Origin of the sequence: Micromonospora sp. NPDC048905, assembly GCF_040649655.1 — a bacterium.
Classification (GTDB): domain Bacteria; phylum Actinomycetota; class Actinomycetes; order Mycobacteriales; family Micromonosporaceae; genus Micromonospora.
Genome location: NZ_JBEZFV010000005.1, coordinates 111,036 through 137,766, shown reverse-complemented (window position 1 = coordinate 137,766; position 26,731 = coordinate 111,036). Strand labels below are relative to the sequence as shown.

General features: G+C 72.0%; 28 protein-coding genes. 7 read left to right on the top strand and 21 right to left on the bottom strand.

Annotated elements, in window-relative coordinates:
- Positions 1-198 precede the first annotated feature (198 nt).
- The 7 genes from mctP to AB0C01_RS15120 form a co-directional block, all read right to left on the bottom strand.
- Positions 199-1,848: a monocarboxylate uptake permease MctP gene (mctP, locus tag AB0C01_RS15150; protein ID WP_357571398.1), complete on the bottom strand. Its 1,650-nt coding sequence runs from the start codon at positions 1,846-1,848 to the stop codon at positions 199-201.
- Positions 1,848-2,090 (bottom strand): DUF3311 domain-containing protein, encoded by a 243-nt coding sequence (locus AB0C01_RS15145; protein WP_238647498.1) that lies wholly within the window; start codon positions 2,088-2,090, stop codon positions 1,848-1,850. The genes mctP and AB0C01_RS15145 overlap by 1 nt, the downstream gene beginning before the upstream one ends.
- A 166-nt stretch (positions 2,091-2,256) precedes the next feature.
- Positions 2,257-3,399, bottom strand: a complete 1,143-nt coding sequence (locus AB0C01_RS15140; RefSeq protein ID WP_357571397.1) for a bifunctional RNase H/acid phosphatase — start codon at positions 3,397-3,399, stop codon at positions 2,257-2,259.
- 3 nt (positions 3,400-3,402) lie between these two features.
- Positions 3,403-4,140: a C4-type zinc ribbon domain-containing protein gene (locus AB0C01_RS15135; RefSeq protein ID WP_357244928.1), complete on the bottom strand. Its 738-nt coding sequence runs from the start codon at positions 4,138-4,140 to the stop codon at positions 3,403-3,405.
- Positions 4,130-5,002, bottom strand: coding sequence for a Nif3-like dinuclear metal center hexameric protein (locus AB0C01_RS15130; protein ID WP_357571396.1), 873 nt, complete (start codon positions 5,000-5,002; stop codon positions 4,130-4,132). Before AB0C01_RS15130 ends, AB0C01_RS15135 begins: the two co-directional genes overlap by 11 nt.
- A gap of 83 nt (positions 5,003-5,085) precedes the next feature.
- A complete protein-coding gene (locus AB0C01_RS15125) occupies positions 5,086-5,658 on the bottom strand; it encodes a flavoprotein (protein ID WP_357244924.1) in 573 nt (190 codons plus the stop codon).
- Between the two features lie 16 nt (positions 5,659-5,674).
- A complete protein-coding gene (locus tag AB0C01_RS15120) occupies positions 5,675-6,904 on the bottom strand; it encodes a helix-turn-helix domain-containing protein (protein WP_357244922.1) in 1,230 nt (409 codons plus the stop codon).
- 248 nt (positions 6,905-7,152) lie between these two features.
- Between AB0C01_RS15120 and AB0C01_RS15115 the strand changes: the two genes are divergently transcribed.
- The gene (locus AB0C01_RS15115) at positions 7,153-7,824 is read left to right on the top strand and encodes a bifunctional DNA primase/polymerase (protein ID WP_357244920.1); all 672 of its coding nucleotides are present in this window, start codon (positions 7,153-7,155) and stop codon (positions 7,822-7,824) included.
- Between the two features lie 293 nt (positions 7,825-8,117).
- On the opposite strand, the gene AB0C01_RS15110 is transcribed toward AB0C01_RS15115, so the two are convergent.
- The 5 genes from AB0C01_RS15110 to AB0C01_RS15090 are packed head-to-tail and all read right to left on the bottom strand — an operon-like array spanning position 8,118 to position 14,431.
- Positions 8,118-8,840: an FAD:protein FMN transferase gene (locus AB0C01_RS15110; protein WP_357571554.1), complete on the bottom strand. Its 723-nt coding sequence runs from the start codon at positions 8,838-8,840 to the stop codon at positions 8,118-8,120.
- Between the two features lie 49 nt (positions 8,841-8,889).
- Complete coding sequence (locus AB0C01_RS15105) at positions 8,890-9,501, bottom strand: FMN-binding protein (RefSeq protein WP_357244918.1); 612 nt, start codon at positions 9,499-9,501, stop codon at positions 8,890-8,892.
- 12 nt (positions 9,502-9,513) lie between these two features.
- Positions 9,514-10,932, bottom strand: a complete 1,419-nt coding sequence (locus AB0C01_RS15100; RefSeq protein ID WP_357571395.1) for a ferredoxin reductase family protein — start codon at positions 10,930-10,932, stop codon at positions 9,514-9,516.
- Positions 10,929-12,311, bottom strand: a complete 1,383-nt coding sequence (locus AB0C01_RS15095) for a DUF1501 domain-containing protein (RefSeq protein ID WP_357244914.1) — start codon at positions 12,309-12,311, stop codon at positions 10,929-10,931. Before AB0C01_RS15095 ends, AB0C01_RS15100 begins: the two co-directional genes overlap by 4 nt.
- An 8-nt stretch (positions 12,312-12,319) precedes the next feature.
- The gene (locus AB0C01_RS15090; RefSeq protein WP_357244912.1) at positions 12,320-14,431 is read right to left on the bottom strand and encodes a DUF1800 domain-containing protein; all 2,112 of its coding nucleotides are present in this window, start codon (positions 14,429-14,431) and stop codon (positions 12,320-12,322) included.
- A 432-nt stretch (positions 14,432-14,863) separates the two neighbouring features.
- On the opposite strand from AB0C01_RS15090, the gene AB0C01_RS15085 reads away from it, so the two are divergent.
- Entirely contained in the window at positions 14,864-15,121 is a 258-nt protein-coding gene (locus AB0C01_RS15085) for a DUF3040 domain-containing protein (protein WP_357244910.1), read from the top strand.
- 4 nt (positions 15,122-15,125) lie between these two features.
- Here the strand turns inward: AB0C01_RS15085 and AB0C01_RS15080 are convergent, their stop codons facing one another.
- From AB0C01_RS15080 to AB0C01_RS15070, 3 genes are all read right to left on the bottom strand, one after another.
- Positions 15,126-16,028, bottom strand: coding sequence for an SWIM zinc finger family protein (locus tag AB0C01_RS15080; protein WP_357571394.1), 903 nt, complete (start codon positions 16,026-16,028; stop codon positions 15,126-15,128).
- A 73-nt stretch (positions 16,029-16,101) separates the two neighbouring features.
- The gene (locus AB0C01_RS15075) at positions 16,102-19,383 is read right to left on the bottom strand and encodes a DEAD/DEAH box helicase (protein WP_357244906.1); all 3,282 of its coding nucleotides are present in this window, start codon (positions 19,381-19,383) and stop codon (positions 16,102-16,104) included.
- 97 nt (positions 19,384-19,480) lie between these two features.
- The gene (locus AB0C01_RS15070; protein WP_357571393.1) at positions 19,481-19,999 is read right to left on the bottom strand and encodes a DinB family protein; all 519 of its coding nucleotides are present in this window, start codon (positions 19,997-19,999) and stop codon (positions 19,481-19,483) included.
- Positions 20,000-20,082: 83 nt separating this feature from the next.
- Here AB0C01_RS15070 and AB0C01_RS15065 point away from each other — a divergent pair, with 83 nt between their 5' ends.
- The gene (locus AB0C01_RS15065; protein WP_357244904.1) at positions 20,083-20,289 is read left to right on the top strand and encodes a hypothetical protein; all 207 of its coding nucleotides are present in this window, start codon (positions 20,083-20,085) and stop codon (positions 20,287-20,289) included.
- A gap of 8 nt (positions 20,290-20,297) precedes the next feature.
- On the opposite strand, the gene AB0C01_RS15060 is transcribed toward AB0C01_RS15065, so the two are convergent.
- From AB0C01_RS15060 to AB0C01_RS15050, 3 genes are all read right to left on the bottom strand, one after another.
- Positions 20,298-21,440, bottom strand: coding sequence for a polysaccharide pyruvyl transferase family protein (locus tag AB0C01_RS15060; RefSeq protein WP_357244902.1), 1,143 nt, complete (start codon positions 21,438-21,440; stop codon positions 20,298-20,300).
- A 105-nt stretch (positions 21,441-21,545) separates the two neighbouring features.
- The gene (locus tag AB0C01_RS15055) at positions 21,546-22,025 is read right to left on the bottom strand and encodes an N-acetyltransferase (RefSeq protein WP_357244900.1); all 480 of its coding nucleotides are present in this window, start codon (positions 22,023-22,025) and stop codon (positions 21,546-21,548) included.
- 73 nt (positions 22,026-22,098) lie between these two features.
- Entirely contained in the window at positions 22,099-22,728 is a 630-nt protein-coding gene (locus tag AB0C01_RS15050) for an HAD-IA family hydrolase (protein ID WP_357244898.1), read from the bottom strand.
- Between the two features lie 229 nt (positions 22,729-22,957).
- Here AB0C01_RS15050 and AB0C01_RS15045 point away from each other — a divergent pair, with 229 nt between their 5' ends.
- Together AB0C01_RS15045 and AB0C01_RS15040 are read left to right on the top strand one after the other, a co-directional pair.
- A complete protein-coding gene (locus tag AB0C01_RS15045; protein ID WP_357571392.1) occupies positions 22,958-23,698 on the top strand; it encodes a 3-oxoacyl-ACP reductase family protein in 741 nt (246 codons plus the stop codon).
- Between the two features lie 93 nt (positions 23,699-23,791).
- Positions 23,792-24,544: a hypothetical protein gene (locus AB0C01_RS15040; protein ID WP_357571391.1), complete on the top strand. Its 753-nt coding sequence runs from the start codon at positions 23,792-23,794 to the stop codon at positions 24,542-24,544.
- 5 nt (positions 24,545-24,549) lie between these two features.
- On the opposite strand, the gene AB0C01_RS15035 is transcribed toward AB0C01_RS15040, so the two are convergent.
- Positions 24,550-25,101: a DinB family protein gene (locus tag AB0C01_RS15035; RefSeq protein ID WP_357244892.1), complete on the bottom strand. Its 552-nt coding sequence runs from the start codon at positions 25,099-25,101 to the stop codon at positions 24,550-24,552.
- 67 nt (positions 25,102-25,168) lie between these two features.
- Between AB0C01_RS15035 and AB0C01_RS15030 the strand changes: the two genes are divergently transcribed.
- Positions 25,169-25,627 (top strand): hypothetical protein, encoded by a 459-nt coding sequence (locus AB0C01_RS15030; protein WP_357571390.1) that lies wholly within the window; start codon positions 25,169-25,171, stop codon positions 25,625-25,627.
- The gene (locus AB0C01_RS15025; RefSeq protein WP_357244888.1) at positions 25,627-26,040 is read left to right on the top strand and encodes a hypothetical protein; all 414 of its coding nucleotides are present in this window, start codon (positions 25,627-25,629) and stop codon (positions 26,038-26,040) included. Before AB0C01_RS15030 ends, AB0C01_RS15025 begins: the two co-directional genes overlap by 1 nt.
- 29 nt (positions 26,041-26,069) lie before the next feature.
- Here the strand turns inward: AB0C01_RS15025 and AB0C01_RS15020 are convergent, their stop codons facing one another.
- Positions 26,070-26,273, bottom strand: coding sequence for a heavy-metal-associated domain-containing protein (locus AB0C01_RS15020; RefSeq protein WP_357244886.1), 204 nt, complete (start codon positions 26,271-26,273; stop codon positions 26,070-26,072).
- On the bottom strand, positions 26,270-26,686 hold the full coding sequence (locus tag AB0C01_RS15015; RefSeq protein WP_357244884.1) for a nuclear transport factor 2 family protein: 417 nt from the start codon (positions 26,684-26,686) through the stop codon (positions 26,270-26,272). The genes AB0C01_RS15020 and AB0C01_RS15015 overlap by 4 nt, the downstream gene beginning before the upstream one ends.
- Between the last annotated feature and the right edge of the window lie 45 nt (positions 26,687-26,731).

The following is a 26,731-nucleotide window of genomic DNA, read 5'->3' as shown; positions in this document are numbered from 1 at the left end:
GGTGGGGGACAAAAGGACGGAATCACCATCTGCTGGGCACCACAACTGCAAGATCGACGCGGGAGACGCGGGAGGCGCGAGCGACGCGGGAGACGCGAGCGACGCGGGAGACGCGAGCGACGCGGGCGCGGGACAGGGCGCGGGACAGGTGCGCCCGGGCACCGACACACGTCGGCGCCCGGGCGTACGTGCCTGGGGTCAGGCGACCGGCTCGCGGGCCGAGTCGGCGTCGCGATCGGCACCGGGGGTGACCCGAGGGTCGCCCTCGTCGGCGAAGTAGTCGTCCGGTTCGGTGCCGTCGACCCCTTCCTCGACCTTCGCGGCCCGCAGCGCGAGCGTCACCAGTGCCGCCACGGCCAGGTTGACCGCCACGGCCACGATGCCGACGTAGATCGTCTTGGTGGTGTCGAACCCGAACTCGGACAGCGGGAACGCCGAGCCACCGAAGTGCTTCCGGGTCGGGCTGGCCACCTGGTAGAGCATCCACATGCCCAGCCCCATGCCGACCGCCCAGCCGACGATCAGGCCGGTGCGGTGGAACCAGCGGGTGTAGAGACCCAGCGCCACCGCCGGCAGCGTCTGCAGGATGATCACGCCACCGATCAGCTGGAGGTCGATGGAGAACTGCGGGTCGAGGAAGACGATGCAGGCCACCGCGCCGACCTTCACCACCAGCGAGGTGATCTTCGAGACGTTGGCCTCCTGGGCCGGGGAGGCGTCCCGCTTCAGGTACTCCTTGTAGATGTTGCGGGTGAACAGGTTCGCCGCCGCGATCGACATGATCGCCGCGGGCACCAGCGCGCCGATGCCGATCGCCGCGTACGCGACACCGGCGAACCAGTCCGGGAACTGCTGGTCGAACAGCAGCGGCACGACCGTGTTGCTGTCGACCGTGCCCTCCTTCGCGCCGGGCAGCGGCTTCACACCGGCCGCGATGGCCATGTAACCGAGCAGCGCGATCAGCCCGAGCAGAAGGCTGTACGCGGGCAGCGCCGACATGTTCCGCTTGATCACGTCACGGTTCCGGCTGGCCAGCACACCGGTGATGCTGTGCGGGTAGAGGAAGAGCGCCAACGCCGAGCCGAGCGCCAACGTCACGTACTGGAGCTGGTTGTTGCCGTTGAGCAGGATGCCGTCGTTCGGGCTGGGTGAGGCGTCGAACTTCGCGTCGGCGGCGGCGAAGATGTCCCCCCAGCCACCCAGCTTGTACGGCAGGTAGACGACCGCCACCAGGATGACGATGTAGATCAGGCTGTCCTTGACGAACGCGATGAGCGCCGGCGCGCGCAGCCCCGACTGGTAGGTGTACGCGGCCAGGATCGCGAACGCGATGATGATCGGCAGGTGCCGGGCCACCGCGTTGTCGCCGGTGACCCCCATCGTCTTGAGCACGGCCTCGATGCCGATCAACTGCAACGCGATGTACGGCATGGTGGCCACGATGCCGGTGATCGCGATCAGCAGGGCCAGCACCGGCGAGTCGAACCGGTTGCGGACGAAGTCGGCCGGGGTGACGAACCCGTGCCGGTGCGACACCGACCAGAGCCGGACCAGCACCAGGAACACCAGCGGATAGATCACGATGGTGTACGGCACGGCGAAGAACCCGGCCGCTCCGGCACCGAACATCAAAGCCGGCACCGCCACGAAGGTGTACGCGGTGTAGAGGTCACCACCGACCAGGAACCAGGTGATCCAGCCGCCGAAGCTGCGCCCGCCCAGCCCCCACTCGTCCAGGTGCGCCATGTCCTTCGGCGCCCGCCACCGGGCGGCCACGAAGCCCATCACGCTCACCAGCAGGAAGAGGAACGAGAAGACGATGATCTCGGTGAGATGGTCACGCCACATCAGGAACCACCCCGCTTCTTCGTCATCTGGTAGACCAGCGTCGTGGTGCCGACGCCAAGCAGGATGAACGCCAGTTGCAGCCAGTAGAAGCGCGGAAAGCCGAAGACCCGGGGCGAGTCGCCATTGAAGAAGACCGGGATCAGCGGCACCACGATGGGGATGAAGAGCAACCAGTTCCAGGGGCTGTGGTCCTTCGCCCTGGTTGGCGCCGTGGTCGGCGCCTCCGGTTCCGGTGCAGCCATCTGACACACCTCCGGGGAGTCGAGGCTCTCGATGTAACGGCCGGAGGCTACGACTCTGTGACGGCGGTCACCTGACCCGCCCGGAGGGTGCTGCGCCGAACGGCCGACCGGCTGCGCCGAACGGCGTGACCGACCAGCCGGGCGGGAACGTGCGAGGAGCGCCGGCTCAGATTGCGGCGAGGTGGGCGGTGTCGTTGACCGTGCGGACCGCGATGCCGCCGTCGGGCCACATGTCGAGCACCGAAATGCCGGCCGCGTCCAGGAAGAGCCGATGCAGGAACCCGTCGCCGGCCGCGAGGGCGTCGCGCAGCACCAGCTTGATCGGCGAGACGTGCGAGACGACCACCACGGTCTCGCCGGGGTACGCGGTGACCAGCCCGGTGACGACGCGATGCGCGCGTTCGGCGACGTGGGTGAACGACTCCCCGTCCGGCGGCGCGATCCGGGGTGAGGCGAGCCAGGCGTCCATCTCCCCCGGCCACTGCTCGCGCACCTCGGTGAAGGTGCGACCCTCCCACTGGCCGAAGTCGCACTCGATCAGGTCGTCCTCGGTGCGGACCGGCACGTCGCCGTCGAGCGCTTCGGTGATCGCCGCCGCGGTGGCCGTACACCGGGACAACGGTGAGCTGAGCACGGCCGCGACGGACGGGGCCAGCGCGGCCACCCGGGCGCCGGTGGCCAGGGCCTGGGCCCGGCCCTTCGCGGAGAGTGGCACGTCGCCGCGGCCGGAGTAGCGCCGCTGCTCGGTGTACTCGGTCTCGCCGTGCCGGACCAGGATCAGCCGGGTGGCGGTGAACGACGGCCGCGGCTCCCACGAGGCCGGCGCGGTGGCCGGGTCGCTGCCCGTCGCGGGCGTCGCCGGAGGTTGGCCCGTCGTCGGGGTCCGCGCGGGTCGGCCGGCGGCGGCGTCCATGGCGGCGTTGGCGAGCGCGTCGGCGTGCCGGTTCTGCTCGCGGGGGATCCACGCGAACCGGACCGCGGCGAAGCGGCCCACCAGCACGGCCGCCTCGGCGGCGAGGGGTCGCAGGCCGGGGTGCTTGATCTGCCACCGACCGCACATCTGCTCGACCACCAGCTTGGAGTCCATCCGGACGTCGACCTCGGCGGCGCCCAGCTCGGCGGCGGCGGTCAGCCCGGCGATCAGTCCCTGGTACTCGGCGACGTTGTTCGTCGCCGTGCCGAGCGACTCGGAGCGCTCGGCGAGCACCTCGCCGGTCTCCGCGTCCCGCACCACCGCGCCGTAGCCGGCGGGGCCGGGGTTGCCCCGGGAACCGCCGTCGGCCTCGATGCTGACAACCCGCGGGGCCACGACCTACAGACCCGACTCGTTGGTGCGGACCATGATCCGCCGGCAGTCCTCGCAGCGGACCACGTCGTCCGGGGCGGCCTTGCGGATCCGGGCCAGGTCGGCGCCGGACAGGTCCAGCCGGCAGCCGCCGCAGCGGCCCATGGTGAGCAGTGCGGCACCCAACCCCGTGTCCGCGCGGATCTTGTCGTAGAGGGTGACCAGGTCGGCCGGGAGGTCGGCGGCGAGCGGCTGACGGGCGCCGCGCTTGAACTCCTCCTCCTTGGCGATCTCGGCCATCGCGTCGTCGCGGCGCTGCTCGGTCGCGGCCCGCTTGTCCCGGGTCTCGGCCAGCCGCTGCTCCACGCCGTCCAGGACGCCCTGCGCGGTCTCGCGCTGCTCCATCAGCTCCAGCTCGGCGTCCTCCAGGTCGCCCTGGCGCCGGTTCAACGAGACCAGCTCGTGCTGGAGCGCCTCCAACTCCCGGGCCGGGCCGGTGCCTGCGGCGAGCCGGTTCTCGTCCTTCTCCTTGCGGGCGCGGACCTGCTCGACGTCCTTCTCCAACCGGGCGATGTCCCGGTCCAGGTCGTCGACCGCCACCTGGGCGCGGACCCGCTCATCCTCCAACGACGACAACTCCCGGGCCAGCGACTCCAGTTCGGCCCGCTCCGGCAGCGAACGCCGGCGGTGCGCGAGCTGGGCGAGGTTGGTGTCGATCGCCTGGAGGTCGAGCAGGCGGCGCTGCACCTGAGGGTCAGCCTTCACGGTCGGGCTCCTTGTCGTCCACAGCGGGTGCGGCGGCGTGCACGGTCCACGGGTCGGTGTCCAGGTCGGACACCAGCGTCTCGACGCCCAGCGCCTCCCGCAGGAGGGCGGCCAGGTCGTCCAGCCACGGTCGTTCGGTCGCCCAGTGGGCGGCGTCGATCAGGGCGGGACCATCGGCGGCGAGGTGCTCGCCGGCCGGGTGGTGCCGCAGGTCGGCGGTGAGGAACGCGTCCACCCCGGCGGCGGTCGCGGCGCCGAGGAAGCTGTCCCCCGACCCGCCGCTGACGGCGAGGGTACGAACCATACGCCCGGGATCCCCCGCCGCGCGAACTCCCCAGGACGTGACGGGGAGCACGGCGGCCGCGTGTCGGGTCAGCTCGGCGAGAGTCATCGGCTGGGGCAGCTCCCCGATCCGGCCGAAGCCCCGGTCGTCGCCGTGGGCGGCCGAGCCGGGCGCGGGCCGCTGCAGCGGACGCAGCCCGGTCAGCCCGAATCGGGCGGCGAGGGCGTCGGAGACGCCCGGGGCGGCCACATCGGCGTTGGTGTGCGCCGCGTAGAGCGCCACCCCGGCCCGGATCAGCTGGTGGATGATTCGGCCCTTGAAGGTCGTCGGAGCCACCGAGGAGACCCCGCGCAGCAGCAGGGGGTGATGCGCGACGATCATGTCCACGTCGGCGGCGAGGGCCTCGGCGACCGTCTCGGGCACCACGTCGACGACGCAGAGCACCCGGCGGACCGGGGCGGCCGGCTCGCCGAGCACCAGGCCCACCCGGTCCCACTCCTCGGCCCAGGCCGGTGGATAGCGCCGTTCCAGCTCGGCCACCACCTCGGTCACCGTGGGGGCGGATCTGCTAGTGCTCACGGCGGGCCAGCTTACCGGCGCGGGGGCGGTCCAGCGGTGACACCCGGCCAGGCCGGGTCGCGGGCAGGCCGTACGGGTGAGCGTCAGGCAGCGCTCACGGAGACGGCGTCCAGGGCGGCGAGCGGCATCGCCCACGGGAAGGTGTGCAGGTACTGCTCCCCCGTGCCGGGCGGATGCAGGGCGATCACGTGGTCACCGAAGAGCACCGTGACGCCCCACTCGGCCAGCCGGGCCACCCCGGCGCGGAACGCGGGGTGGACGGCCATCGCGGCGTTGGTGTACGGCACCGCGACGATGGGGACGCCCTTGCCCTGCGCCTCGACCAGCAACCCGAGCGCCAGGGTGTCGGTGATCCCGGCCGCCCACTTGTTGACCGTGTTGACGGTGGCCGGGCAGACGATCATGGCGTCGGCGGGCGGCAACACGTCCGGGTCACCGGGATTCTTGTAGTGCGTCCGCACCGGGTGGCCGGTCTGCCGAGCCAGTGCGGCCTGGTCGACGAACTTCGCCCCGTCCGGGGTGACGACCACGCAGACGTCCCAACCATCCTGCTGGGCAAGGTCGACCAGGCGACCGACGTGCCGGGCCAGCGGTGAACCGCAGGCGATGACGTAGAGCACCTGGCGGTGCCCGCTGTGGCGTGCTGAACCGGCCATCACACCGGCTCCGCGCTCATACCCCTACTCCCATGTGCTCAGCCAACTCCGCTACCGGAGAAGGCGGCGCACCACGTGTGCGACGAAGGATGTCCGACATCACCTCGTGGGCGATCGGCCGGCAGCGGACCTCCGACGGAGCGAGTCGGTCACCGAGCAGCAGCATCTCGCCGGCGTTCGCCACGTCGCCCAGTTGGGCGTACCCGCGGGCGATGTCGAGCAGGTGGTGGGCGCGACGTTCGGGCAGCAGCGCGTTGAAGGCGGGCTCCGCGATGCGCATCTGGTGCACCTCCACGGCCCGCCCCCCGTCACCCAGCTCCACCGCGGCGGCGGCCCGGTGCAGTTCGACGTTCGTCGGACCGAACGACGTCCAGTAGTGGTTGTGGTCGCCGCCGAGCAGCGTGGCGGCCTCCTGCGCGCAGTTGATGAGGTCGTCGACGCTCGCCGTGTCACCGATGCGCGACGCGGCCATCGCACCCTGGAGCAGCAGCATCCCGTAGACGGAGAGGCGGGCCGGGGTGACCCCGTTGCTCCCACCCGGGGCCAGCCGGTTGGCGATCTGGACGTTCAGCTCCAGCGCGGGGCGGGCCCGGCCCATCGCGACGAGCGCGTTGCAGACCCGGGTGGTCGCGATGCCGGCCAGCAGAGGGTCGTCGGCCCGCTGGGCCACCGCCATCGACCGGTCGGCGGCCAACCAGGCGAGGTCGCACTCGCCGAGCTTGCGCAGCACCGAGGAGGCGATCTGGTAGACCTGCCCGAGCAGGTGGGCCGCCTCGGGTGCCCGGTCACCGCCGTAGGCGGCGTCGGCGGCCTGCGCGTCGCGCAGCAGCTTGGGCAGCGCCCGGGTGAGCATGCCGTAGCGGCCGTACTGGTAGGTCAGCCAGGCGTGGTTGACGGCCTTGCGCAGGTCGTCAAGCGGCGGCGGACACGGCACCGCGTCGAAGTACGCGCTCATCGAGTCGTAGCGTTCCAGCGCCGCCCGGATCTCCTGCACCTCGACCTGGTCGATGCAGTTCAGCGCGTCGGTGCGGCGCTCCGGGTCCTTGCCCAGCAGGAGCTGCACGTCGACCTGGAGGATGTCGGCGATCTCGTAGAGGACGGAGAACTTGTCCAACCGGCGGACGCCGCGTTCGACCTTGTCCACCCAGCTCTTGGACTTTCCCAGGCGGTCGGCGAAGACCTGCTGGGACATCTTGCGGCGTCCCCGCCAGTACGCCACTCGCCGTCCTATGGGTAGCTCGTCCATCTGCCCATCCTCCCCTGCCGCCGCCGACCGATCGAGCCGGGGCGATGTCCGCGGGTGCGACGACGGCCGTTCGCTTTCAGGTTTTCGCTGGTCGCACACGATGTACGTCAGCCGTACAGCCAGTCCTCGTACTTTTCGTGCAAGTTGCACGAGCCGTTCGTCAACCTCAACGATCGTGGGTTACGGCAGTGACGGTGCTCGACATGCGACCTGGCGACCGCCGGGCCCGACGAGGGGAGATGGCACACATGTGGGGGAACGTCGGACCGCGCGTCGCCGAACTGTCACCGCTGGAACGAGTCCGGCTGCGCCGGGTCGCCATGCGGTACGCCACGCACGGGTGGGAGGTCACGCCGGGGGCCTGTCTGGCCCGCAGCCGTTTCGTCTGCGGCCGGGCCGGCTGTCCCACCGTGGGTTGCCATCCCGCCCTGGAGAACTGGGAGTTGGCCGCCAGCGCCGACCCGGCCCGGGTGGCCACCTGGTGGCGGAACCGTCCACACGGGGTGCTGCTGCCCACCGGCCGGGCCTTCGACGTGCTGGAGGTGCCCGCCCACCTGGGCCGGCACGTGCTCGACGCGGTGCAGATCCACCCGGCCGGCACCGGCGTACGAGGACCGGTGCTGGTCACCCCCACCGGGCGGTGGATGTTCCTGGTCCGCCCCGGTGACCCGCTCCGGCCGGAGTTGGAGCACTGCTTCCACGTGGTCCGGCACGGGCCGGGCTCGTGGGTCCCCGCGCCGCCCACCCGACTGCCGGAGGGCACGGTCCGCTGGGCGGTCGCCCCCGAGCAGGCCCGCTGGCAGCTGCCGGATTCGTACCTCGTGCAGAACACGTTGATCGGGGCGCTGCGCGCCGCCGGGGTGACGCTCGCCCCCGACCTGCTCCCCGGTCACCTGCCACTGCCCCGACGAGGCAGGTGAGACGTGCCGGGCCGGCGATTCCATCAGGTGCCCGACAGCGTCGCCGGGGCGCCGGTCCTCGTTGACAGGGAGACGGCGCGAACGCGCGCCACGAACGGGGGAACGATGTCCACGAACGACAGGGCGCCTCATCCCGGCGGCACCGAACCGCCCCGCCGCAGCCACCCACGCCACCGGTGGGCCGGCACCCGGCCGTCCGGCTCGCGTCCCGGCCGCCCACGCCCCACCGGCTCCCGCCCGGCCGGCACCCACCGCCCGGTCCGCTAGGAGCCCCGGCCGGGCTGCGCGGCCTTCTAGTCGGTGAGCGGCAGGCCGGCGGAACCGTACTGGCGGGCGTCGTCGGTCACCACCGCGTGGGTGTGGTCGTCGAGGCCGTTCAGCCAGCCGAGGCCGGGTGTTCCCATGGCGAGGGCGGCGGTGGCGTACGCGTCGGCCACACCGAGGTCCGTGCCGACCACTGTCACCGAGCGCAACCCGCTGGCCGGGGCGCCCCGGCGCGGGTCCAGCACGTGCCGGCCACGCTCGTAGACGCCGGACGTGGCCACCGCCAGGTCGGTGCCGGTGAGCACCAGGCAGGTCGCCATGGCGTCCCAGGGGTGCCGGATGCCGACGCGCCACGGCGCCCCGGCCGGGGAGAGGCCGCGCACCCGCACGTCACCGCCGGCGTTCACGCAGTGGTTCGCCGCGCCGGCCGCGAGCAGGCGATCCGAGGCGACCTGAGCGGCCCAACCCTTGACGAAGCCGGACGGGTCGAGCCGCCCGGTGGCGTACGCGTCGAAGAAGCCGTCGGTGGCACCCCACAGGTCCGCGCAGGCCTCCAGCACGAACCGCAGATCCGCGGACGCCTCGGAGAGCAGCACCTCACCCCGGTCGAAGCGGCACACCTCGCTGTCCGGCCGGTACGTGCTGAACCGGGCGTCCACCTCGCGCATCCAGGCGAAGACGTCGTCGGCCAACTCGTGCAGGGCCGCCGGGGGCAGGTCGTCGGCCAGGTCCAGGGTGATCGCCGTACCCATGATCTGCTCGACCCGGCACAGCCCGGGTCGGATCATCGCGGCCGGCACGTCAGAACGCCTGCTCGATCGCGCCCCGCAGGGACTGCTTGTAGGAGTTGCTGGTCTCGGTGGCGCCGGAGACGGTGTTGACGTTGGCGCTCTGCTTCTGCACCACCTCGCCGCCGGTGCCGTCGTACCTGCTGCTGACGTCGTCGCTGTGGATGTCGGACTCGCCGCCGCTGGGCAGCGACAGCGAGACGGCCTCGACGATCCGGGTGCCGGAGACGACGATCTGCACCTGGACGAAGCCGTACTCGTTGTCCACGCCCGGCCCCGTGACCCGCCGCGTGGTCGACTCCGGCGCCTTGGTGGTGGTCCGCGGCGCGGAGGGAGCCTTCGTGGTGGCACGGGGGGTGCTGGGCGGCCGGGTGGTGCTCTTGGTGGGTTTGGCCGACGACGGCGCGCTGGGCTTCACCGACGGCGTCGGTGCCCCGGCGGGCGGTTCGGCGGTCGCGCCGGCGGGCGGTTCGGCGGCCGGGTCGACACCCTGCGGGGTGGGGTTGACCGGCTGGGCGGTCGGCAGGTTCTGGGCGACCTGGGTGGCGCCCGGCGAGCCCTTGAACACCACGAGCGCGGTGGTGCTGGCGGCCAGGCCGGTGATCGCGAGCAACGCGCGACGCATGGGGATGCCTTCCTACAACTCGAACGTGGCCAGATGGATCTGCCGTCGGGGCACACCGGCGCCGCGCAGCGCGCGGACCGACTGCTCCACCAGGCCGGGCGGCCCGCACAGGTAGACGTCGCGCCGGGCCACGTCGGGCACCAGTTGCCGCAACCCGTCCGGGCTCATCAGCTGACGGGGACCGGGGTCGTCGCGGGAGCCGATGACGTACCAGACCGAGGTGTGCCGCTCCTGCGCCAGCCAGTCCAGCTCACGGCTGAGCAGCACGTCGGCGGGCGTACGGGCCCGGTAGATCAGGGCCGCGCCCGGCGGCAGCTCCTCCAGCATCGCCCGGATCGGCGTGATGCCGCTGCCGCCCGCGATCAGCAGTGCCCGCTCGCGGACCCGGTGCGCGGCCGTGAAGGTGCCCGATGGGCCTTCCGCCCAGACCCGGCTGCCCGGGGTCAGGTCGCGCAGGTCCGCGGTGTGCGTGCCGACGACCTTGACGGTGAGCCGCAGCCAGCGGCCGTTCGCGGCGGCGGAGACGGAGAACGGGTGCGACTGCCACCAGCAGCCCCGGGTGAGGAAACGCCAGCGGAAGTACTGGCCACCGAGCATCGTCAGCCGGCCGAGCCGCTCGCCGGTGAGATAGATGGAGATGGTGTCGGGGCTCTCGGCGACCACGTCGGCGACCCGCAGCCGGTAGCGCAGGTTGAACGCCAACGGCGCGAGCACCCGGCCCCAGAGCAGGGCGGCGACCACCAGCACGTAGAGCGCGATCCAGCCGGTGCGCACCGGACCGGGCTTGTACAGCTGCGCGCCGTGGGCGAACTGGTGGCCGAAGCCGAGCAACAGGATGAGGTAGCTGGACAGGTGCAGCAGGTGCCACATCTCGTAGGGCAGCGCCCGGCGGATCCCCCGGATGCTGCTGAACCCGACAAGCATCATGAGGCCGGCGGCGACGAACGCCGACACCATGTCCTCGTAGTCGCCGAGCAGCGTGCCGACCTCGGCGAGGAGCGACTGGTTCCGCAGGTCCGAGTAGCCGACGATGATCAGCGACAGGTGCGCCAGCACGGCGACCAGCAGGGTGGCGCCGACGTCGCGGTGCCAGCGGGCCATCTGCTCACCGCCGATCCACCGCTCCAGCACCGGCAGCCGGCTCATCATCAGCACCTGCACCAGCAGCAGGTAGCCGGCGATCAGACCGCTGATCCGGCCGGCCGCGGTGACGGTGGACGCGGTGCTGCGCAACGAACCGGCGGGGGTGCCCAGCCACCACGGCAGCACGCTGGCGAGCAGGCCGACCAGGAGCAGCAGGCCCAGCAGCCGCCGGCCGCCGGGTCCGCGCCGGTCCGGGACCTGCGGGGGTACGGGAGCAGCCGACCGGCCGCCGTGCCGGGACGAGGTCCCGGTACGACGGCCGGCGGCGTGGGTGTGCGGGTACGTCACGCGTACAGCTTCATCGGGGCGTACTTCTGGCGGGGGAAGACCTTCTCGACCTCCGCGTTGGTGAGCCCGAACCGGCCCTGGGCCACCGCGCCGTACACGTTGAACATGTTGTTGTACTCCGGCACGTCACCGGAGTCCGGCTTGTCCAGACCGTTCCAGTCGCCGAGCAGCGAACCGGCCAGCTTCTTGCCGGAGAGGATCGTGACCACCCCACCGTGCCCGTGGTCGGTGCCGCCGGTGTTGGAGCGGATCCGACGACCGAACTCGCTGGACACCATGATCGTCACGTCGGCGGCCTGCGGACCGAGGTCGGTGAAGAAGGCCGCCATCGCGGTGGCCAGCTCGTTCAACTTGCGGTGCAGTTGGCCGCCCGCGGCGGTGCCCTGGTTCTCGTGGGTGTCGTAACCGCCCATCCCGACGGTGGCGACCCGGACGTTCGCGCCGCCCTTGATCAGTTGGGCGAGCTGCTTGAACGAGTTGCCGACGCCCTCGTACTTGACGCCCTCGGCGGGCTCGTACGGCTTGGCCGCCAACTGCTGGGCGGTGGCCAGCGCACCCATGCCCTCCTGCACGGCCTCCTCCACCGGGTGGTTGATCCCGGTGAAGAGCCCCCGGATGGCCGCCTCGGTGGCGGCCCGGTACTTCTGGTCGCCGTTGAGCCGCAGCGATCCCACGTTGTTCAGCGACAGGGCGCCGTTGGTGCCCACCAGCGAACGGGGCAGCGTGCTGCCGATGCCGACGCTGCGGAACGCGGTGCCCTTGCCCAGGTGGTCGACGAGGCCGTCGAGCCAGCCCCGGCCACCGGTCTCGTTGGGCAGGCCACCCAGGTTGCAGGCGTCCGCGGCCTGGAAGTGGCTGCGCGACAGGCGCGGGTCCGAGGTCCCCGGGACGAAGCCCAGCTGACCGGCCGCCAGCCACTTCTCCAACGGCTTGAACGCGCTGGTCATCTTGAACCCGCGGTCCAGGGCCAACGAGTCGTTGCCGAGCAGCAGGTCGGGACGGTCCTTGGCGAGCACGGGGTCGTTGTCCGGCGCGACCAGGCTCAGCCCGTCCAGGCCGCCGTAGAGGAAGACGTGGATCAGGGTGCCGGTCGGGGTCGCGGCGAACGACGCCGACGTGGTGACGAACTGGGCGGTGGCCAGGGCGGTGGCGGTGGCCGCGGCACCCACGACGAAGGTCCGGCGGGTGACGCCACGACCGTCCTGCTGCGCCTCCTCCAGATTCTCCAGGGTGCGGTAGCGGTCCCGCTCGGCGGCGCTCTCGGCGGCGACGATGTCCGCCTCCGCGCGCAGCAACGCCTCGGCCGGGTTGTCGGCCAGCCGTCGCACGTCGGGGCATTCGGGGTGCAGGGGGAAAGAGTTGTACACAGTCTTCTCCATCGGGTGCCTCACCGGAGGTGGTGCTGGGGGGAAGCGAGGATCGCCCGCGCGACGGCGGTGATGGCCCCGTTGAACGTGGCGTCGACCTTGGCAGTCGGCGGGACACCGGCCACATTGAGGATCAGGTCCTTCTCCCGCGTGCTCAGCTTCTGACCCACCAGCCGCTGGGAGAGCGCGTCCACGTACGCCCCGGCGGTGGCCGGCGGCGCGGCGACCAACTTCTCCGGGGCTGTGTACGTGAAGGTGGTGCGGTAACCGCCGATGATCTCGCCCGCCTCGTTCCAGCCGTTGACCATGGTGCCGGCCGACGTCCAGGCGACGTAGACATCCGGGTAGCCGTCCGGGGTGGGCTGACCCATCGGGAAGTGGCCCAGCTCGCGCAGCTTGTCGTGGATCTGCCGCAGGCCCCGGGCGTACGGGGTGCGCTTGTTGTCGCCGTTGTTGTGCTTCGGCGACGCCTCCGGTGAGACACCCAGGGTGCGGTACGTGGCGACCAGGTACTCCATCGGCCGGCGCACCTTCTGGCCCACACCGGCCCAGAACTCCGAGGAGGAGAACAGCGCCATCAACACCGGCTTGATCAGGCCGTTGTTCGTGGTGTACGTCTTCGCGAGCCGGTCCACCAGGGACTTCGGCGGGGTGTCCGAGACGAACCGGGTCGCCAGGCTCTGCGCGACGTACTTCGCCGTCGACGGGTGCAGCGCGATGTAGGCGATGTACGCGTCGATCGCCGCGTCGGCCTTCTTCGGGTCCAGCGAGTCGTTGGCGTGGGTGAAGCCGAGGATCTTGACCTTGCCGACGTAGTGCTGCTCGGGCTTGAAGACGTACTTGCCCTCGCGGTCGATGCCGCGGCCGGTCTGCAGCATCGCCGCCTGCCGGACGTCCTGCTCCTCGTAACCACCGTCGACGCCGACCGAGTAGAGCTCCAGGTTCTCCCGGGCGAGGTTCTCGTTGATCGCGTCCTTGCGGGAGTCCTTCTGGTTCAGGTAGATCAGCAGCGCGGGGTGCTTGTTCGCGGCGACAAGCATCTCCGGGTAGCTGCCCAGCGCGTGCTTGCGCACGACGTCCTGGTCGAACGAGTTGCGGTAGGCCTCGCCGCCGTCGAAGTCGGCGGCGACGTGCAGGAAGTCGTTCCAGAAGTCGACCATCACCTCGAACAGTTGGCGCTTGGACCAGATCTGCCGGGCGATGGTGGCGTCGACCATCTCCCGCTCCGGCTGGGCGCCCTGGTCGTTGAGCTGGTCCCGCTGGGCGCGCAACTGCTGTGGGTCGAGCTTCAGGGTCGGCAACTCGGCGAGCTTCAACTCGGCCTTGCTCGGCTCGATCTTGTCCGGCTCCAACTGGGCGCGGATCCAGGCGTCGATACCCTTGCTCTTGATGTCGGCGATCACCTCGGGCGTCGGTCCGAAGGTGGCGCGCCGGGCCAGGTGCAGGATCGGGTCCTTGGCCAGCACCGTCTTGACGGTCACCTTGGTCGACGTGGCGGCGGCGGCGGGGCCGGACAGGGTCCGTCCGGTCGTTGGCGCGTTCTTCTTCAACGCCTCGCCGGCCCGGGAGCCCATGTAGCTCTCGTTCTGCTCGGTGTACGTCCGCACCGTGCTGGGCTGCTGGCCGCTGGGCCGCGCCGCGGTGCCGTCGGTCACCGTGCTGCCGGTCGCGTCGCCAGCCTTCGCCGCCGCCGTCGTCTCGTCGCCGAAGAGGCCACGGATCTGCGGGGTCATGGCGAGCGCCGCGCCACCGGCGACGACGGCAGCGGTGCCGCCGAGGGCGAACACGGCCTTGCGCCGGCCGACCTTGCGGCCCGAGTCGTCGTCATCGTCCAGAGCGGGCAGTCCGGCACCGGCCGGTCGCGCCGGCGCCGGCCGGCCGAGACCCTCCGGGCCGACCCACTGCGGTCCACGCGGGCCGGGTGCGGGGTGTCCGGCGTGGGCGTAACCGTCGCCGTACTGCTCGCGCGGGTCGGCCTGCGCGGGGTAGCCGCCCTGGTAGGGGTGGGGCGACTCGTACCCGTAGGGCGCGGACGTGCTGGGGTCGCCGTAGCCGTCCGCGTTGTGGTGCTGGCGTCCGTCCCAACCGCGGTCGTCCCGCGGTCGGCGTGGTGGCACATTCTGGTCGGCCATGTACCAATCCCGATTTCTGATGAGCGCCGGAAGCTGCGACCGGGCAGGTGCGGCAGGTGCGGCGACTGTTGCCTGAGGGGGGTTGCTACGGCAAGGTAACCAAGCACTCAGGTGCCTTCAAGGTGGGCTGAACACCCTCGCGAGGGCACTTAAGACAGCGCTCAGTGCGGCATCGCGGTCGGGCGCCGGGCGCCGGGCGGGCGCGGAGCTTCCCAGCAGGGCGGACGCGCGGCAGCCGGGCACAGACCGGACCGCGCCGCCACACGCGACACGTTCCGCGTCGTTCACCACCACAGGCAAACTTAAGGTTTGGGTAAGCCGGACATGAGGTGACCTCACGTGGCGGAAAAGTAGCAGCAGCGGGTGAGCGTGAGCCGCCGCAGCAGCGGGTATGCCGCCGAACCGCTGAACGCGTGAGGGGAAGGCAGCGCCATGCTCAGCAAAGAGGATCAGCGCAGATTCGACCAGATCACCCGTCAGCTCCGGGAGAGTGACCCGGCCTTCTTCAACCGGCTGGACCACCGGGCCCGGGCCCGCAGGGGCCGCTACCTGATGTTGTTGACCATCGTGCTGTGGGCATCGCTGCCGGCGATAGCCGTGTTCGCCGGTCGGTTGACCGGCGCGATCTGCGCGGTGGTGCTGGTGGCCAACGCCGCGGTCATGTGGCGGTTCCGCCGCCGGTGGACGTGACGGCTCACCGGTCGGCCGGGTTGAACGCCCGGTACGCGCGGCGCAACCGTTCGAGCAGTCCCGGCCCGCCGATGGCCGGCGCTGGCGCTCCGAGCTGGCGCAGCAGCAGGTCGGGGCCGGTTGCCAGCCGGGGTGGCCGATCGGGCAGCGGCACCGGCGGCATCCAGAACCGGTCCGCGGCGTCGGCCAGCGGAGTTGCCGGCAGACCGGCCAGCGCACGGGCCGCACCGACGGGTGCCACGACGTCCACAGTCGATCCCTCGTCGTCCGCTTCGGACGGTGGATCGACCAGGGCGGGTGGCAGGGCCGTTCCGGTGGCCTCGACCCGCCGGGCACGCAACTCGTCGAGCAACTCGGCACGGGATCGACCGCGCCAGTGCAGCAGCTCGAACGGGTCCGCGTCGAACGCCTCGGCCAGCAGGTAGAACGTCGCCGCGAGGTGCTTGCACGGCACGGCGAAGTCGGGGCAGTTGCACCGCTGGGTCAGCTCGTCCACGCCGGTCGGGAAGAGCGGCGCGCCGGCGGCGATGAACAGCTCCTCCAACTCGTCGGGGAGGTCCCCGGCGAGCAGCCGGGCGCTGAAGAACGCCTGGCCGGCCAGCTCCGCCTCGATCCGGGACCAGAGCGCGGACGGAAACGGCTTCAGCGCGATGGATGCCTGGTACGGCTGCGGCCGAGAGCCCTGCACCACCGCGCTGACCCGTCCGGGCGCGATGTCCAGCGTGAGCACCTGGCCGGCCCGCGCGTACGACCGACCACGGGTCAGCCGGGTGCCGAGCGCGAACGACTCCAGCACCTCCAGAAACCGCCGCGACCACCAGGAGCGACCGATCGCCCCTCGGGCGCTGCGTGCCCGCAGTCCCCCGTCGACCCGGCGGGGGCGCCCGTAGTCGGCGAAGTCGGTCACGCCAGCGCTCCGCTGCGCTCCGCGCCGGCGTGAGGCACCACGCTGTGCCTGATGGTTCGCGCGCTCCGCTCGCTCACTCCACCACCGCCCCGGCCTCCAGGGTGAACAGGTCCCGCAACTGACCGGTGGACAGCTCGGTGATCCACTGCTCGCCGGTGCCGACCACCCGCTCGGCGAGGCTGCGCTTGTCCGCGATCATCGCGGCCACCTTCTCCTCGACCGTGCCGGCGCAGACGAACTTGCGGACCTGCACCCGTCGACGCTGCCCGATCCGGAACGCCCGGTCGGTGGCCTGGTCCTCCACCGCCGGGTTCCACCACCGGTCCACGTGCACCACGTGGTTGGCGGCGGTCAGGGTGAGCCCGGTGCCACCGGCCTTGAGGGAGAGGACGAACAGCGACGGACCGTCCGCCGACTGGAAGCGCTGCACCATGGCGTCCCGTTCGGCCTTACCGAGGCCGCCGTGCAGGAACAGCACCTCCCGGCCAAACCGCGCCGACAGGTGACCCCGCAGCATCGCGCCGAACTCGGCGTACTGGGTGAACAGCAGTGCCCGCTCCCCCGCCGCCAGCACCTCTTCCATGATCTCGGTGAGCCGGGCCAGCTTGCCGGAGCGGCCCTCCAGGGGCGAGCCGTCACGCAGCAGTTGGGCCGGGTGGTTGCAGACCTGCTTGAGTCGGGTCATGGTGGCCAGCACCAGGCCGCGTCGCTCGATGCCGTCGCTTGTCTCGATCCGGGCCAGCATGTCGTCGACCACCACCCGGTACAGGGCGGCCTGCTCGGCGGTGAGGTTGCAGAGCACCTCCATCTCCAGCTTCTCCGGCAGATCCGAGATGATCGACGAGTCGGTCTTGAGCCGGCGCAACACGAACGGCCCGGTGATCCGCCGGAGCCGTTCGGCGGCCTCGGCGTCGCCGTGCCGTTCGATCGGCTCGGCGAACTGTTTGCGGAACGTCGCCGCCGGCCCCAGCAACCCCGGATTCGCGAACTGCATGATCGACCACAGGTCGGCGAGCCGGTTCTCCACCGGCGTACCGGTCACCGCCACCCGCTGCCGGGCGGGCAGCGCGCGGACCGCCTCGGCCTGCCGGGTCGACGCGTTCTTGATCGCCTGCGCCTCGTCCACCACCACCCGGTGCCAGTCGATGCCGGCCAGGTCGGCGGCGTCGCGGGCGGCCACCGAGTAGGTGGTGACGACCAGGTCCGCGCCGTGCGCGGCCGCGGTGAACTCCGCCCCCCGCGCCCGCTCCGCCCCATGGTGTACGTGCACCCGCAGCTGCGGGGTGAACCGGGCCGCCTCCCGCTGCCAGTTGCCGACCAGTGACATCGGACAGACGAGCAACGTCGGTCCGGCCTCCGGTGGGTCCCCGGCGAGCAGCGCGAGCAGTTGCACCGTCTTGCCCAGCCCCATGTCGTCGGCGAGCACGCCACCCAGGCCGAGTGAGCGCAGGAACGCCAGCCAGGCCAGCCCACGCTGCTGGTACGGCCGCAACGTCCCCTGGAAGCCCGGTGGTGGGTCCAGCGGGGTGAGCCGACGCTCGACCGCACCGGCGAGCAGGTCGCCCAGCGCCCCGTCGGCGGTCACCTCCAGCACCGGCAGCGCCCCGGTGGCCTCACCGTCGGCCAGCCCGAGGCGGAGCAGGTCGGCGACGGTCAGCTCGCCCGCCGAGCGGAGCAGCCGCAGACCGGCGGCGAGCCGCCCCGGGTCCAGCTCGACCCACCGGCCGCGCAGCCGTACCAGCGGGGTCTTCATCTCCGCCAACGCGGCCAGCTCCTCGGCGGACAGCGGCTGGTCCCCGAGGGCGATCTCCCAGCGGTAGTCGACCAGGGCATCCAGCCCGACACCGGCCTCCATGCCACCGACCGTGCCGGGCGCGGTGCGGCTGCGGGCCCGCAGCCGGGCGCCGAGCCGCGCCGACGAGCGCTGCCACCAGGACGGCAGCAGCACCCCGAACCCGGCCGCGTGCAGCACCGGAGCGCCCTCGCTGAGGAACCGGTGCGCCCCCTCGACGTCGAGGTCCATCGCCTCGGGGGCGGCGGTGCGCAGTGCGGCGTCCAGGTCCGGCCAGAGCCGGCTGGCCCGGCCCAGCTCGGCGAGCAGCGTCTCCTGCGGGCTGGTCGTCCGGCCGGCCAGGCCGCCGAGCGTCTGCGGCGCCCGCCAGACCTGCCCGGCGTCGACGTGCAGGCCGGGCTCGTCCGCGGCCTGCAACCCGAACTCCAGCCGCCAACGCCCACCACCGACCGACTCGACCGGCGCCGGCACGATGTCGTTCGGCGCCGGTCGGGTCGCCAGGATCGGTTCGGTGACCTCGTCCGGGGCCGGCTCCACCAGTCGGAAACTGGCCCGCACCGGGCCGCCGGCGGCGTCCCGCTGCCAGGCGTCCAGCTCTTCGCGCAGCGTGGCCAACGCCGTCGGATCGACGGTGAAGTCACGCTGCGGGCCGGCGAGCGCCGCCAACCAGGCCGGTGCCGGGCCACCCGGGCGCAGTCCCCGGGCCAGGGTGGTGGTCGCCAGGGCGGCCCGCGCGGCGGCGTCGGTGAGCGCGTCGAGCGCATCCGCGACGACCTCGGCCGCGGTCAACTCGCTCCCACCCGAACCACCGGCCAAGGCCGCGATGCCGGCCGGGTCAAGGGTGGCGGAGTCCACGGCGGCTCGGGCGGCTGGCGGCAGGGCCAGCGCCAGCGAGCGCGCCCAGGCGGCGTCGGTGCCGGTCAGCAGCGGACGCCAGACCGCCTGGGCCGGCACCTGGACGGAACCGCCTGACGACGCCCCTGCGACCGTGCCACTGACCGCCGCTGCGCTCGCCGACGTCCTGCCCGGCGACGCGACGACCGCCGGCGTCCTGTTTGCCGCCACCCCGCTCGCCGACGGGACAGCCGTCGTGGCGACGCCGGGGAGGACTCGACCGCGGGTCACCAGGTCGGCGGCGAAGTCGGCCAGGTCGGCGAGGTGGCGCAGGGTTGACCCGGGCACCGCCGGGAGGTCGTCCAGGGCGCGGAGCAGCGAGAGCGCGTCGTCTGGGGCGTACATCAGCACGGGGACGCGCCACCCGGCCAGGGTGAGCCGGCCGCGGGCCGGGGGTGCGACGGCGGTCCGGATCAGCTCGGGCGAGTCGACCGGCGCGCCCGCCCGGGTGGGCAGGGTGAGCAGCGCGGTGCCGGGGTGGGCCGGTTCGGCGGCGTCGGCGAGGACGGCGACCAGGTCGGCGTGCCCGGCGGCGAAGGGGTGCGGGCGTTCCCGGGGCGGCCGGCCGGACCGGGTCGGCGCCTGTGGCGCGGCGCTGTCCTCGGCCCAGACGGCGAGGCCGCCGGTCGAGTCGTCGCCGGGCAGCCACAGCCCGTGGATGACCAGCACCTGCTCCTCCTCGTCGCCGCCCGCGCCCAGGATAGGCGGCCCCCGCGGGCTGGCGTCGGCACCCACCGGCAGACCGGCACGTCGGGTGGCCGCAGGATCAGAGCGCGCCGCACTCGCCGTCGGTCAGCTCGCGCAGGATGTCGGCGTGACCCGCGTGCCGGGCCGTCTCCTCGATCAGGTGCACCAGAATCCAGCGCAGCGACACCTCGCCGAGCTGTGGGTGCGGCACCACGTGGTCGAGGTCGAAGCGGGCGGCGAACGCCCGCGATCGGGCGCAGGCCCGCTCGTACGCCTCGGTGAGCTCGGCGACGGTGTCCTGGTCACCGAGCGTGAAGCTCGCCACCGCATCCTCCTCCGAGGTCAGGTAGACGTCGCCCGGCTCGGGGGCCAGCAGGGTCGGGAACCAGTTCCGCTCGACCAGGGTCAGATGCTTGACCAGCCCGGCGAGCGTGGTCGCCGAGGGCACCAGCCGTCGGCCCGCGTCGGCGTCGGAGAGACCGCGTAGTTTGCGCAGCAGCACGGCCCGGTGGAAGTCGAGGAACGAGTCCAGTACGGCGCGCTCGTCGCCGGTACGGGCGAGCACCGGGCCGAGCGTCGGATCGATCGTCTGCTCCATCCGCCGACCCTAGCCACGGGTCGGGTCGCCCCGCTGCCCCGCTATCCGCTGCGGGCGGGCGGCACGACGGGCAGGATGGGCGCATGGCTTCATCCGTGCGGATCCTTCTCGTCGGCGGCACGGCGGACGGGCAGACCATCACCGTCGAACTGGACAGCAACGGCCGTCCACCGCTGACCCACCACCACCTCGGCTCGGGTGGGCTGGCGCAGGCACAGATCTACGAGCTGGAGACCGCCCACGAAGAGGCCCGCGAGTGGCGCTACCGGTGGACGGGTCCCGCCGTGTGACCGCCCACTCAGACCCGGGTGAGGGCCTGGCTGCGTAGGCCCTCCAGCACCCCGCGGGTGACCTCCGAGGTGCCCCGCGCCTGCTCGCACACCTCGGCCACCCGTCGGGCGGTGGCCTCCGCGCGTTGCTCCCGCTCGTCCCACAGCCGGTCGACCTCGGCCAACAGCGGCCCCTCGACCTCCCGCTCCACGCCGCGCAGCGCCGGCACGCCGAGCCGCTGGGCCAGGTCGAAGACCTTGCCGGCGTACGGCAGGGGCAGGAACGGTGTGCCGACCATCGCCGCGAAGATCAGGAAGTGCAGACGCATGCCGACGGCCAGGTCGAAGTGGCGCATCAGTCCGAGCACCTGCTGCGGCGAGTAGGTGCCGTGCAGGATCCGACCGTGATCGGCGGCGACCATGTGGGAGAGCACCCCGTGGGCGTGCCGGATGTCGTCCCGTTCCATCGGCACGAACAGCACGTACGCGTCGATCCGGTGCACCAGGAAGTCACCGATCTGGGCCAGCAGCCGGTGGTAGCCGTCCACGTCGAGCCGCTCGGCGGCCCGCCCCGGCTCCCGCACGCTGATCCCGACCAGCCGTTTACCGACCGGCACCCCCTCCTCGGCGAGCAGGTGGGCCGGGAAGTCCTCGGGTTGCAGGAGGAACGCCGGGTCGGCGGTGACCGTGATCGGATTGAGCAGACCCGCCTCCTCCAGCACCATCCGGGACTCCTGGTCACGGACCGTCACCTGGGTCGCGCCGGAGAGCGTCTCCCGGACCATGCCGGTGTCCACCGCGTCGCTGAGCGGCCCGACCCCCACCGCGTACGTGATCAGGGGCAGGCCGCGTTCCTGTGCGACCCGGACCACCCGCAGATAGCGGCGGGCCTCCCGGTCGTAGAGGATGCCGCCGCCACCCAGGATCAGTAGGTCGAGTTGGGCCAGGACGAGGGCGGAGTCGGTGCGGCTGACGCCTTCCCAGGGCACCGCCTCGACGTCCGGGTGGGCGGCCCGCGTGTGCTCCGGGTTACGGGAGAAGACGATGATCCGGGCGTTTGGTTCCTGCGTACGCAGATCGGTGAGCAGGCCGGTGAGGATCGCCTCGTCGCCGAGGTTTCGCCCACCGTACGAGCCGAGCACACCGATGGTCAGTCCGACACCGTGCGTCATCCGTCGCTCCTCCCCAGGTGCGGTCCGCGCCGGTTTCCCGCTGGGCAGGTGAACAGTCCTGCCCAGGGGACCGGCCTGGGGTCGCTCCGGGGCCGCGCCGCCGGCTCAGCCCGCCGCGGCGATCCGCTTCACCATCTGCTGCGACGTGACCTCGAAGCCGAGACTCCGGTAGAGCCCGATCGCCGCGGTGTTCGTACCGAAGACGTTCAGACCCAGCTCGGGCACGTTGAGCTGGGCGAGTTCGGCCTCGATGAGCTGGATCATCCGACGTGCGTACCCGCGTCCCCGCTGCGCGGGATGCACCTCGATGTTGTCGATCCAGGCCTGGCTCGGGGCGGCCGTCGTCGGCAGGGTCACCCAGATCCAACCGACCTCGATGCCGTCGACCCGGCCCACCCGCAGCAGCGCCCTCTCGGACGCCGCGCCCGCCGGCAACGACTCCCGGATCTGGGTGGCCGACCGCTCGTGGGCCGCCTCCGGGGTCAACCCCCGGTGCGCCACCAGGTCCTCGGCGTACGCCTGCTCCAGCTCCCCGAGCAACCGGGCCAGGTCCTGCTCCGTCATCGGTGTCAGCGTCAACTCCACCGAGTCCTCCCCTCCGTCGTCGACGGGGAAGAGTGCAGCAGATCCGACCCGGGTACGCCACCGGGTTCGCCGGTCAGCGCGCGGTGGGCGACGGGTCCAGGTGGCGCGTCAACTGCGTCAGGTCGTCGAGCCGCAGGTCGCCATCGAGCCCTTTCAGCGCGGCGGTCATCGCGCCGGCGGCCCGACCGGCCCGCAGGCCCACCTCGGCGTCCTCGACGACCAGACACCGCGGCACGGGTACGCCCAACCGGGCGGCGGCCCGCCGGTAACCCTCCGGATCCGGCTTGCCGACACGCACGTCCTCCACGGTGACCAGCACGGGAGCGATGATGCCGGCGGCACCGAGCCGAGCCTCGGCCAGCCGCCGGTCGGCGCTGGTCACCACCGCCCAGGGCAGTCCCAGCCGGGCCAGCGCGGTCAGCAGGTCGTGCGCCCCCGGGGTGGCCACCACGTCGGACAGGTCGTCGTACTGCAACGCGAGCTGCCGCGCCGCCGCCGCGGCGACAGTGGTGTCGTCGAGCGCGGGCAGCAGGCGGCGGATGGTCCGGTCTGCGGGGCTGCCATGGGCGATCGTCAACGCCGCCGCCGGGTCGACCCCGTACTCGGCGGCCCACTGTTCCCAGGCCCGCTCGACGGCGGCGTCGGAGTCGACGAGGGTGCCGTCCATGTCGAACAGCACCGCCCCGATGCCACCCAGCCCCACGATCACCCTCCCCGTCGCCCGGTCCCCAGGCCACCCTCCCCCGCAGCCCAAGATCCGCGCAACTTCGGTGCTCCTGCTGTCTCGTCGGCCGTTGAGGCAGCACGATCCCTGAAGCTGCGCAGATCTTGAGGCTGGGTGGGTGCGGTCGCGGGTATCGGACCTGGAGGTGGGAACGAGGGGTCCGATCGCCGCCAGACCGGGAGGTCGGCACGGCCGCATGATCGTTTGCATGACGACACTCAGCGACAAGGTTGCCCTGGTGACCGGTGGTTCCCGCGGCATCGGGGCCGGCATCGCCCTGCGCCTGGCCCAGGACGGGGCCGATGTGGCGTTCACCTACCGACAGGACGCGGAGCGGGCCGCGACAGTGGTGCGGCAGATCGAGGCGCTCGGCCGGCGAGCACTGGCCGTCCAGGCCGACGGCGCCGACCCGAGCGCCGTGCGGGACGCGGTCGACCGGACGGTCGCCGACCTGGGTCGGCTGGACATCCTGGTGAACAACGCGGCGGTCTTCCTCGTCGGCGCCGTGGACGAACTGGGCATGGCAGAGGTGGAGCGGACGATCGCGGTGAACATCCGGGCGCCGTACGTCGCCGTGCAGGCGGCGCTGCGGCACCTGGGCGAAGGCGGACGGATCATCAGCATCGGCAGCAACGTCGGAGAGCGGGCCGTCTTCCCCGGGCTGACGCTCTACTCGATGAGCAAGACCGCTCTGGTCGGCCTGACCCGGGGCCTGGCCCGCGAGCTGGGACCACGGGACATCACCGTCAACCTGGTCAACCCCGGGCCGACGGACACGGACGCCAACCCGGCGGACGGACCGAACGCGGCGGCCATCAGCGGATTCACCGCCGTCGGCCGCTACGCTCGGCCCGCCGACATCGCCGCCACCGTCGCGCACCTGGCCAGCCCCGAGGCCGGGTACGTGACCGGCGCGGTGGTCAACGTGGACGGCGGCTTCACCAGCTGAGGACCCCGGGCGGCGTCGCCGCGCCCTCCGGCGCCGCCCGACCTCAGGTTCGACCCGCTGGACGGCTTGACCGGACGGCCTACGGTGCCGGCCATGCCCCTGCGCGCGGCACGCCTGCTGGTCTGGCCCTTCGCCGTGGCCGCGTTCGCCCTGCGGGTGTGCGCCGAACTGTGGTTCAGGCCGGTGACCTGGCGGATCGACCCGAGTGGCGTCGCCTTCCTGGCGTGGATGGCTGTCCTCTCCGGCACGCTCCTGGTGCCGTGGGTCGGCTACGCCCTGTTGACCAGACGCAACCGGCGGCCCGCGACCTGGCTGGTGGACCCGCAGCGGCACCGCTTCGTCGCGCCGGCGAGCCCCGCGTGGATGGGCTCCTGGTCGATGGTTCTTGGCTGGATCGCGGCGGCTTTCGTGCAGACCGAACGGATCGCTGGCGGGGATCGCGCGCAGCTCGTCCGGACCACGGGCGCGGTGGCGCTGGCCATCGCTGTCGCGGCCGTCGTCCTGGGCGGTATCGCGCTCACCCTGCTGCTGAACCGGCCAATGCTCACCCTGGACCGCGATGGCATCACGGAACAGGGCCTCGTCAGGCGGACCTTCCTGCCCTGGGATCGCCTACTGCCGGGTGGTCCGCCTCCTCCGCCCCGCAGGGCCGCGAGCATCCCCCTGATGCGGTTGGCCGCGGCGCCAGGAAAGCCGCCCCACCCGTATCCGCTGCCGGTCGGGCGGCTGCACGTGGACCCGGCGTTCCTCGCGAACACGGTTCGGCAGTACGTGGAGCACCCCGAGCACCGCCAGGCCATCGGCACCCAACGCGAACTGGATCGGCTGCACGCGACCTTGACGTGAACCCCTCAGCGGGGCGGGTCCTCGCCGGTGAGCCCGTCCACCGACTCCCGGATCAGGTCGGCGTGACCGACGTGCCGGGCGTACTCCTCGATGAGGTCGACGAGGACCCGGCGCAGGCTCGGTACGCGATCGTCCGGCCACTCACCCCGGGCCAACTGCTCCGGTCCGGCGTCAGTCAGCAGCTCGGCGACGGTGGCACGGGAACGGGCCACCGCCTCCCGCCAGAGCGTGTAGAGCTGCTCCGGGGTGTCCTCGGCGGCGGAGCGCCATTCCCAGCCGGGGTTCGCGGCCCAGTCGACCGTCTCCCACGGTGCTCCCGGTGAGCGCCCGGCCAGCTTCAGCGAGAAGTAGAGATCCTCGACGAAGGCCAGGTGCTTGAGCAGCCCACCCAGGGTGATCGACGACGGGCCGAGCGTCGCCCGCAGGCTGTCGGCGTCGAGCCCACCGGTCTTCCACGCGAGGGTCGCGCGCTGGCGGTCCAGGGAACCCAACAGGGTGGCGGTCTCGTCGCCCGCGATCGGCGGCTCGGGGTGACCGTCCTCGTCCACGTTGGTCATGGTGGACGAGGCTAACGGGCCGATCGGGGTCGGTCCATCCCGCGTGGACCCGAATAGAATTCGGTGGGTGAGGCCACAGGCGGTCCTGCTGGACCTGGGAGTTTCTCCGTCGCCCGCCGGGTCGGCCGAGCTGCTGCTGGCGGACGAGCGGAGCTGTCGTCTCGTCTTCGTCGCCGGGGCGCCGCACCGCGTGGCGATGGCCACCTTCGTCGGTTTCACGCAGGTGCTCTTCGGCTATCCGAACGACGAGGCGTTGCCCGGTCACCCTCTCCACGACCCCGACTGGGAGTACGGGTTCTACGAGGTGCAGGGTTCTCCGTGGCCCGGCAGGTTGGAGGCACAGAACGCGGTGCCGTTCCCGGATCAGACATCCTCGGGCTGGCGGCAGCTGCGCCACTTCCTCGTGGTCTGCCACGAAGACCTCGTCGAGGTTCTCGCCGACGACGTGAGCGTCGAGGTGTTCGACACGTCGTTCGAGGAGGTGGCGATGCACGCCCTACGGCTCAACCTGGGCAGCGACTCCTGATGCCCGACGAGATCCTCGTCGGGCTGTGGGACAGCGGCCCGTACGACTACGGCGCGTTGGAGTCCAGTTGGGTGTGCCTGCGAAGTGACGGCACCGGCTGGAGCGCGTGGGCCAACGCCGCCGGTGGCGCTTCGGTGAGCCAGTTGAGCTGGAGTTGCCCCGAGGACGGCGTGTTGGAGTTGCGGTACCGCTGGACCGCCTCGGGCAGCGGTCGCCCGGGCACGCCGCCCGAGCTGATGGACATCGACGAGGAGGGCCCGGACGACACGCTGGTGCGGACCCGCTTCGTGGTTCGCCGCGACACCCCACCGTTGGTGGACTCGCCCGTCACCAGTCTCCACCTCGACGCAGCCGTCGAGTTCGCGCATCGCTTCGCGATCGTCACCCGGGACCTGACGGATCCCGCACACTGACGCGCACGGTCCGTCCCGGGGGGCAGGCGTCAGGGCAGTTCGTAGCCGGCTTCCTCGACGGCGGCACGCACCTCGGCGATGTCGAGAGGTCGGTCGCTCGTCACCGTGGCGGTGTCACCTTCGACGTCCACTGCCACGTCGGTGACACCGGGAATCCGTTCGATCTGCTCGGTGACGAAGCCCGCGCAGTGCCCGCAGGCCATACCGATCACGCGATAGCTGCTGACGGTCATGTCGACAGCTGCTCCTCGTCGCTGGCCCGGACGGGAACGGCACGGGTGAGCATGTGCGCCTGCCGCATCCGCCCGTCGTCAGCGAACTGCCCGAAGAAGTACACGTCCACACTGCCCACCCGTTTGGGGGTCTGGAAGTGCAGGGTGTAGCGGGCGGCGATCCGGTCCCCGTCGGCGATCGCCTCGTGCACCTCCCACCGGGCGCCGGTCTGGTGCTTGCGGGCCGGGCGGGTGTGCGCGATGAGCTTGGCGCGGTCCATCAGGTGGCCGTCGGCGACCTGCACAATGTCGGGCGTGTGGTAGCGGTCCACGACCGTCGCCGGATCCTCGTCGCCACGGACCAGATCGTGCATGAAAGAGGTGAAGAAGTTGGCGATGAACTCCTTCGGGTCAGTGCCGTCGGAAGCCTTCATCTCACCCATCCTTCGGTCGAAGCTTTACAGCTTGTAAAATATCGA

Excerpts from the sequence above, each read along its gene's own strand:
- AB0C01_RS15045 (WP_357571392.1), top strand. The coding sequence starts at position 22,958 with ATGACGACACTCAGCGACAAGGTTGCCCTGGTGACCGGTGGTTCCCGC.
- AB0C01_RS15125 (WP_357244924.1), bottom strand. The coding sequence starts at position 5,658 with ATGGCCGGTTCAGCACGCCACAGCGGGCACCGCCAGGTGCTCTACGTC.
- AB0C01_RS15115 (WP_357244920.1), top strand. The coding sequence starts at position 7,153 with ATGTGGGGGAACGTCGGACCGCGCGTCGCCGAACTGTCACCGCTGGAA.
- AB0C01_RS15105 (WP_357244918.1), bottom strand. The coding sequence starts at position 9,501 with ATGCGTCGCGCGTTGCTCGCGATCACCGGCCTGGCCGCCAGCACCACC.
- AB0C01_RS15060 (WP_357244902.1), bottom strand. The coding sequence starts at position 21,440 with ATGACGCACGGTGTCGGACTGACCATCGGTGTGCTCGGCTCGTACGGT.
- AB0C01_RS15035 (WP_357244892.1), bottom strand. The coding sequence starts at position 25,101 with ATGACCAACGTGGACGAGGACGGTCACCCCGAGCCGCCGATCGCGGGC.
- AB0C01_RS15095 (WP_357244914.1), bottom strand. The coding sequence starts at position 12,311 with ATGGAGAAGACTGTGTACAACTCTTTCCCCCTGCACCCCGAATGCCCC.
- AB0C01_RS15090 (WP_357244912.1), bottom strand. The coding sequence starts at position 14,431 with ATGGCCGACCAGAATGTGCCACCACGCCGACCGCGGGACGACCGCGGT.
- AB0C01_RS15025 (WP_357244888.1), top strand. The coding sequence starts at position 25,627 with ATGCCCGACGAGATCCTCGTCGGGCTGTGGGACAGCGGCCCGTACGAC.
- AB0C01_RS15145 (WP_238647498.1), bottom strand. The coding sequence starts at position 2,090 with ATGGCTGCACCGGAACCGGAGGCGCCGACCACGGCGCCAACCAGGGCG.
- AB0C01_RS15070 (WP_357571393.1), bottom strand. The coding sequence starts at position 19,999 with ATGGAGCAGACGATCGATCCGACGCTCGGCCCGGTGCTCGCCCGTACC.
- AB0C01_RS15065 (WP_357244904.1), top strand. The coding sequence starts at position 20,083 with ATGGCTTCATCCGTGCGGATCCTTCTCGTCGGCGGCACGGCGGACGGG.
- AB0C01_RS15110 (WP_357571554.1), bottom strand. The coding sequence starts at position 8,840 with ATGGGTACGGCGATCACCCTGGACCTGGCCGACGACCTGCCCCCGGCG.
- AB0C01_RS15120 (WP_357244922.1), bottom strand. The coding sequence starts at position 6,904 with ATGGACGAGCTACCCATAGGACGGCGAGTGGCGTACTGGCGGGGACGC.
- AB0C01_RS15085 (WP_357244910.1), top strand. The coding sequence starts at position 14,864 with ATGCTCAGCAAAGAGGATCAGCGCAGATTCGACCAGATCACCCGTCAG.
- AB0C01_RS15020 (WP_357244886.1), bottom strand. The coding sequence starts at position 26,273 with ATGACCGTCAGCAGCTATCGCGTGATCGGTATGGCCTGCGGGCACTGC.
- AB0C01_RS15040 (WP_357571391.1), top strand. The coding sequence starts at position 23,792 with ATGCCCCTGCGCGCGGCACGCCTGCTGGTCTGGCCCTTCGCCGTGGCC.
- AB0C01_RS15015 (WP_357244884.1), bottom strand. The coding sequence starts at position 26,686 with ATGAAGGCTTCCGACGGCACTGACCCGAAGGAGTTCATCGCCAACTTC.
- mctP (WP_357571398.1), bottom strand. The coding sequence starts at position 1,848 with ATGTGGCGTGACCATCTCACCGAGATCATCGTCTTCTCGTTCCTCTTC.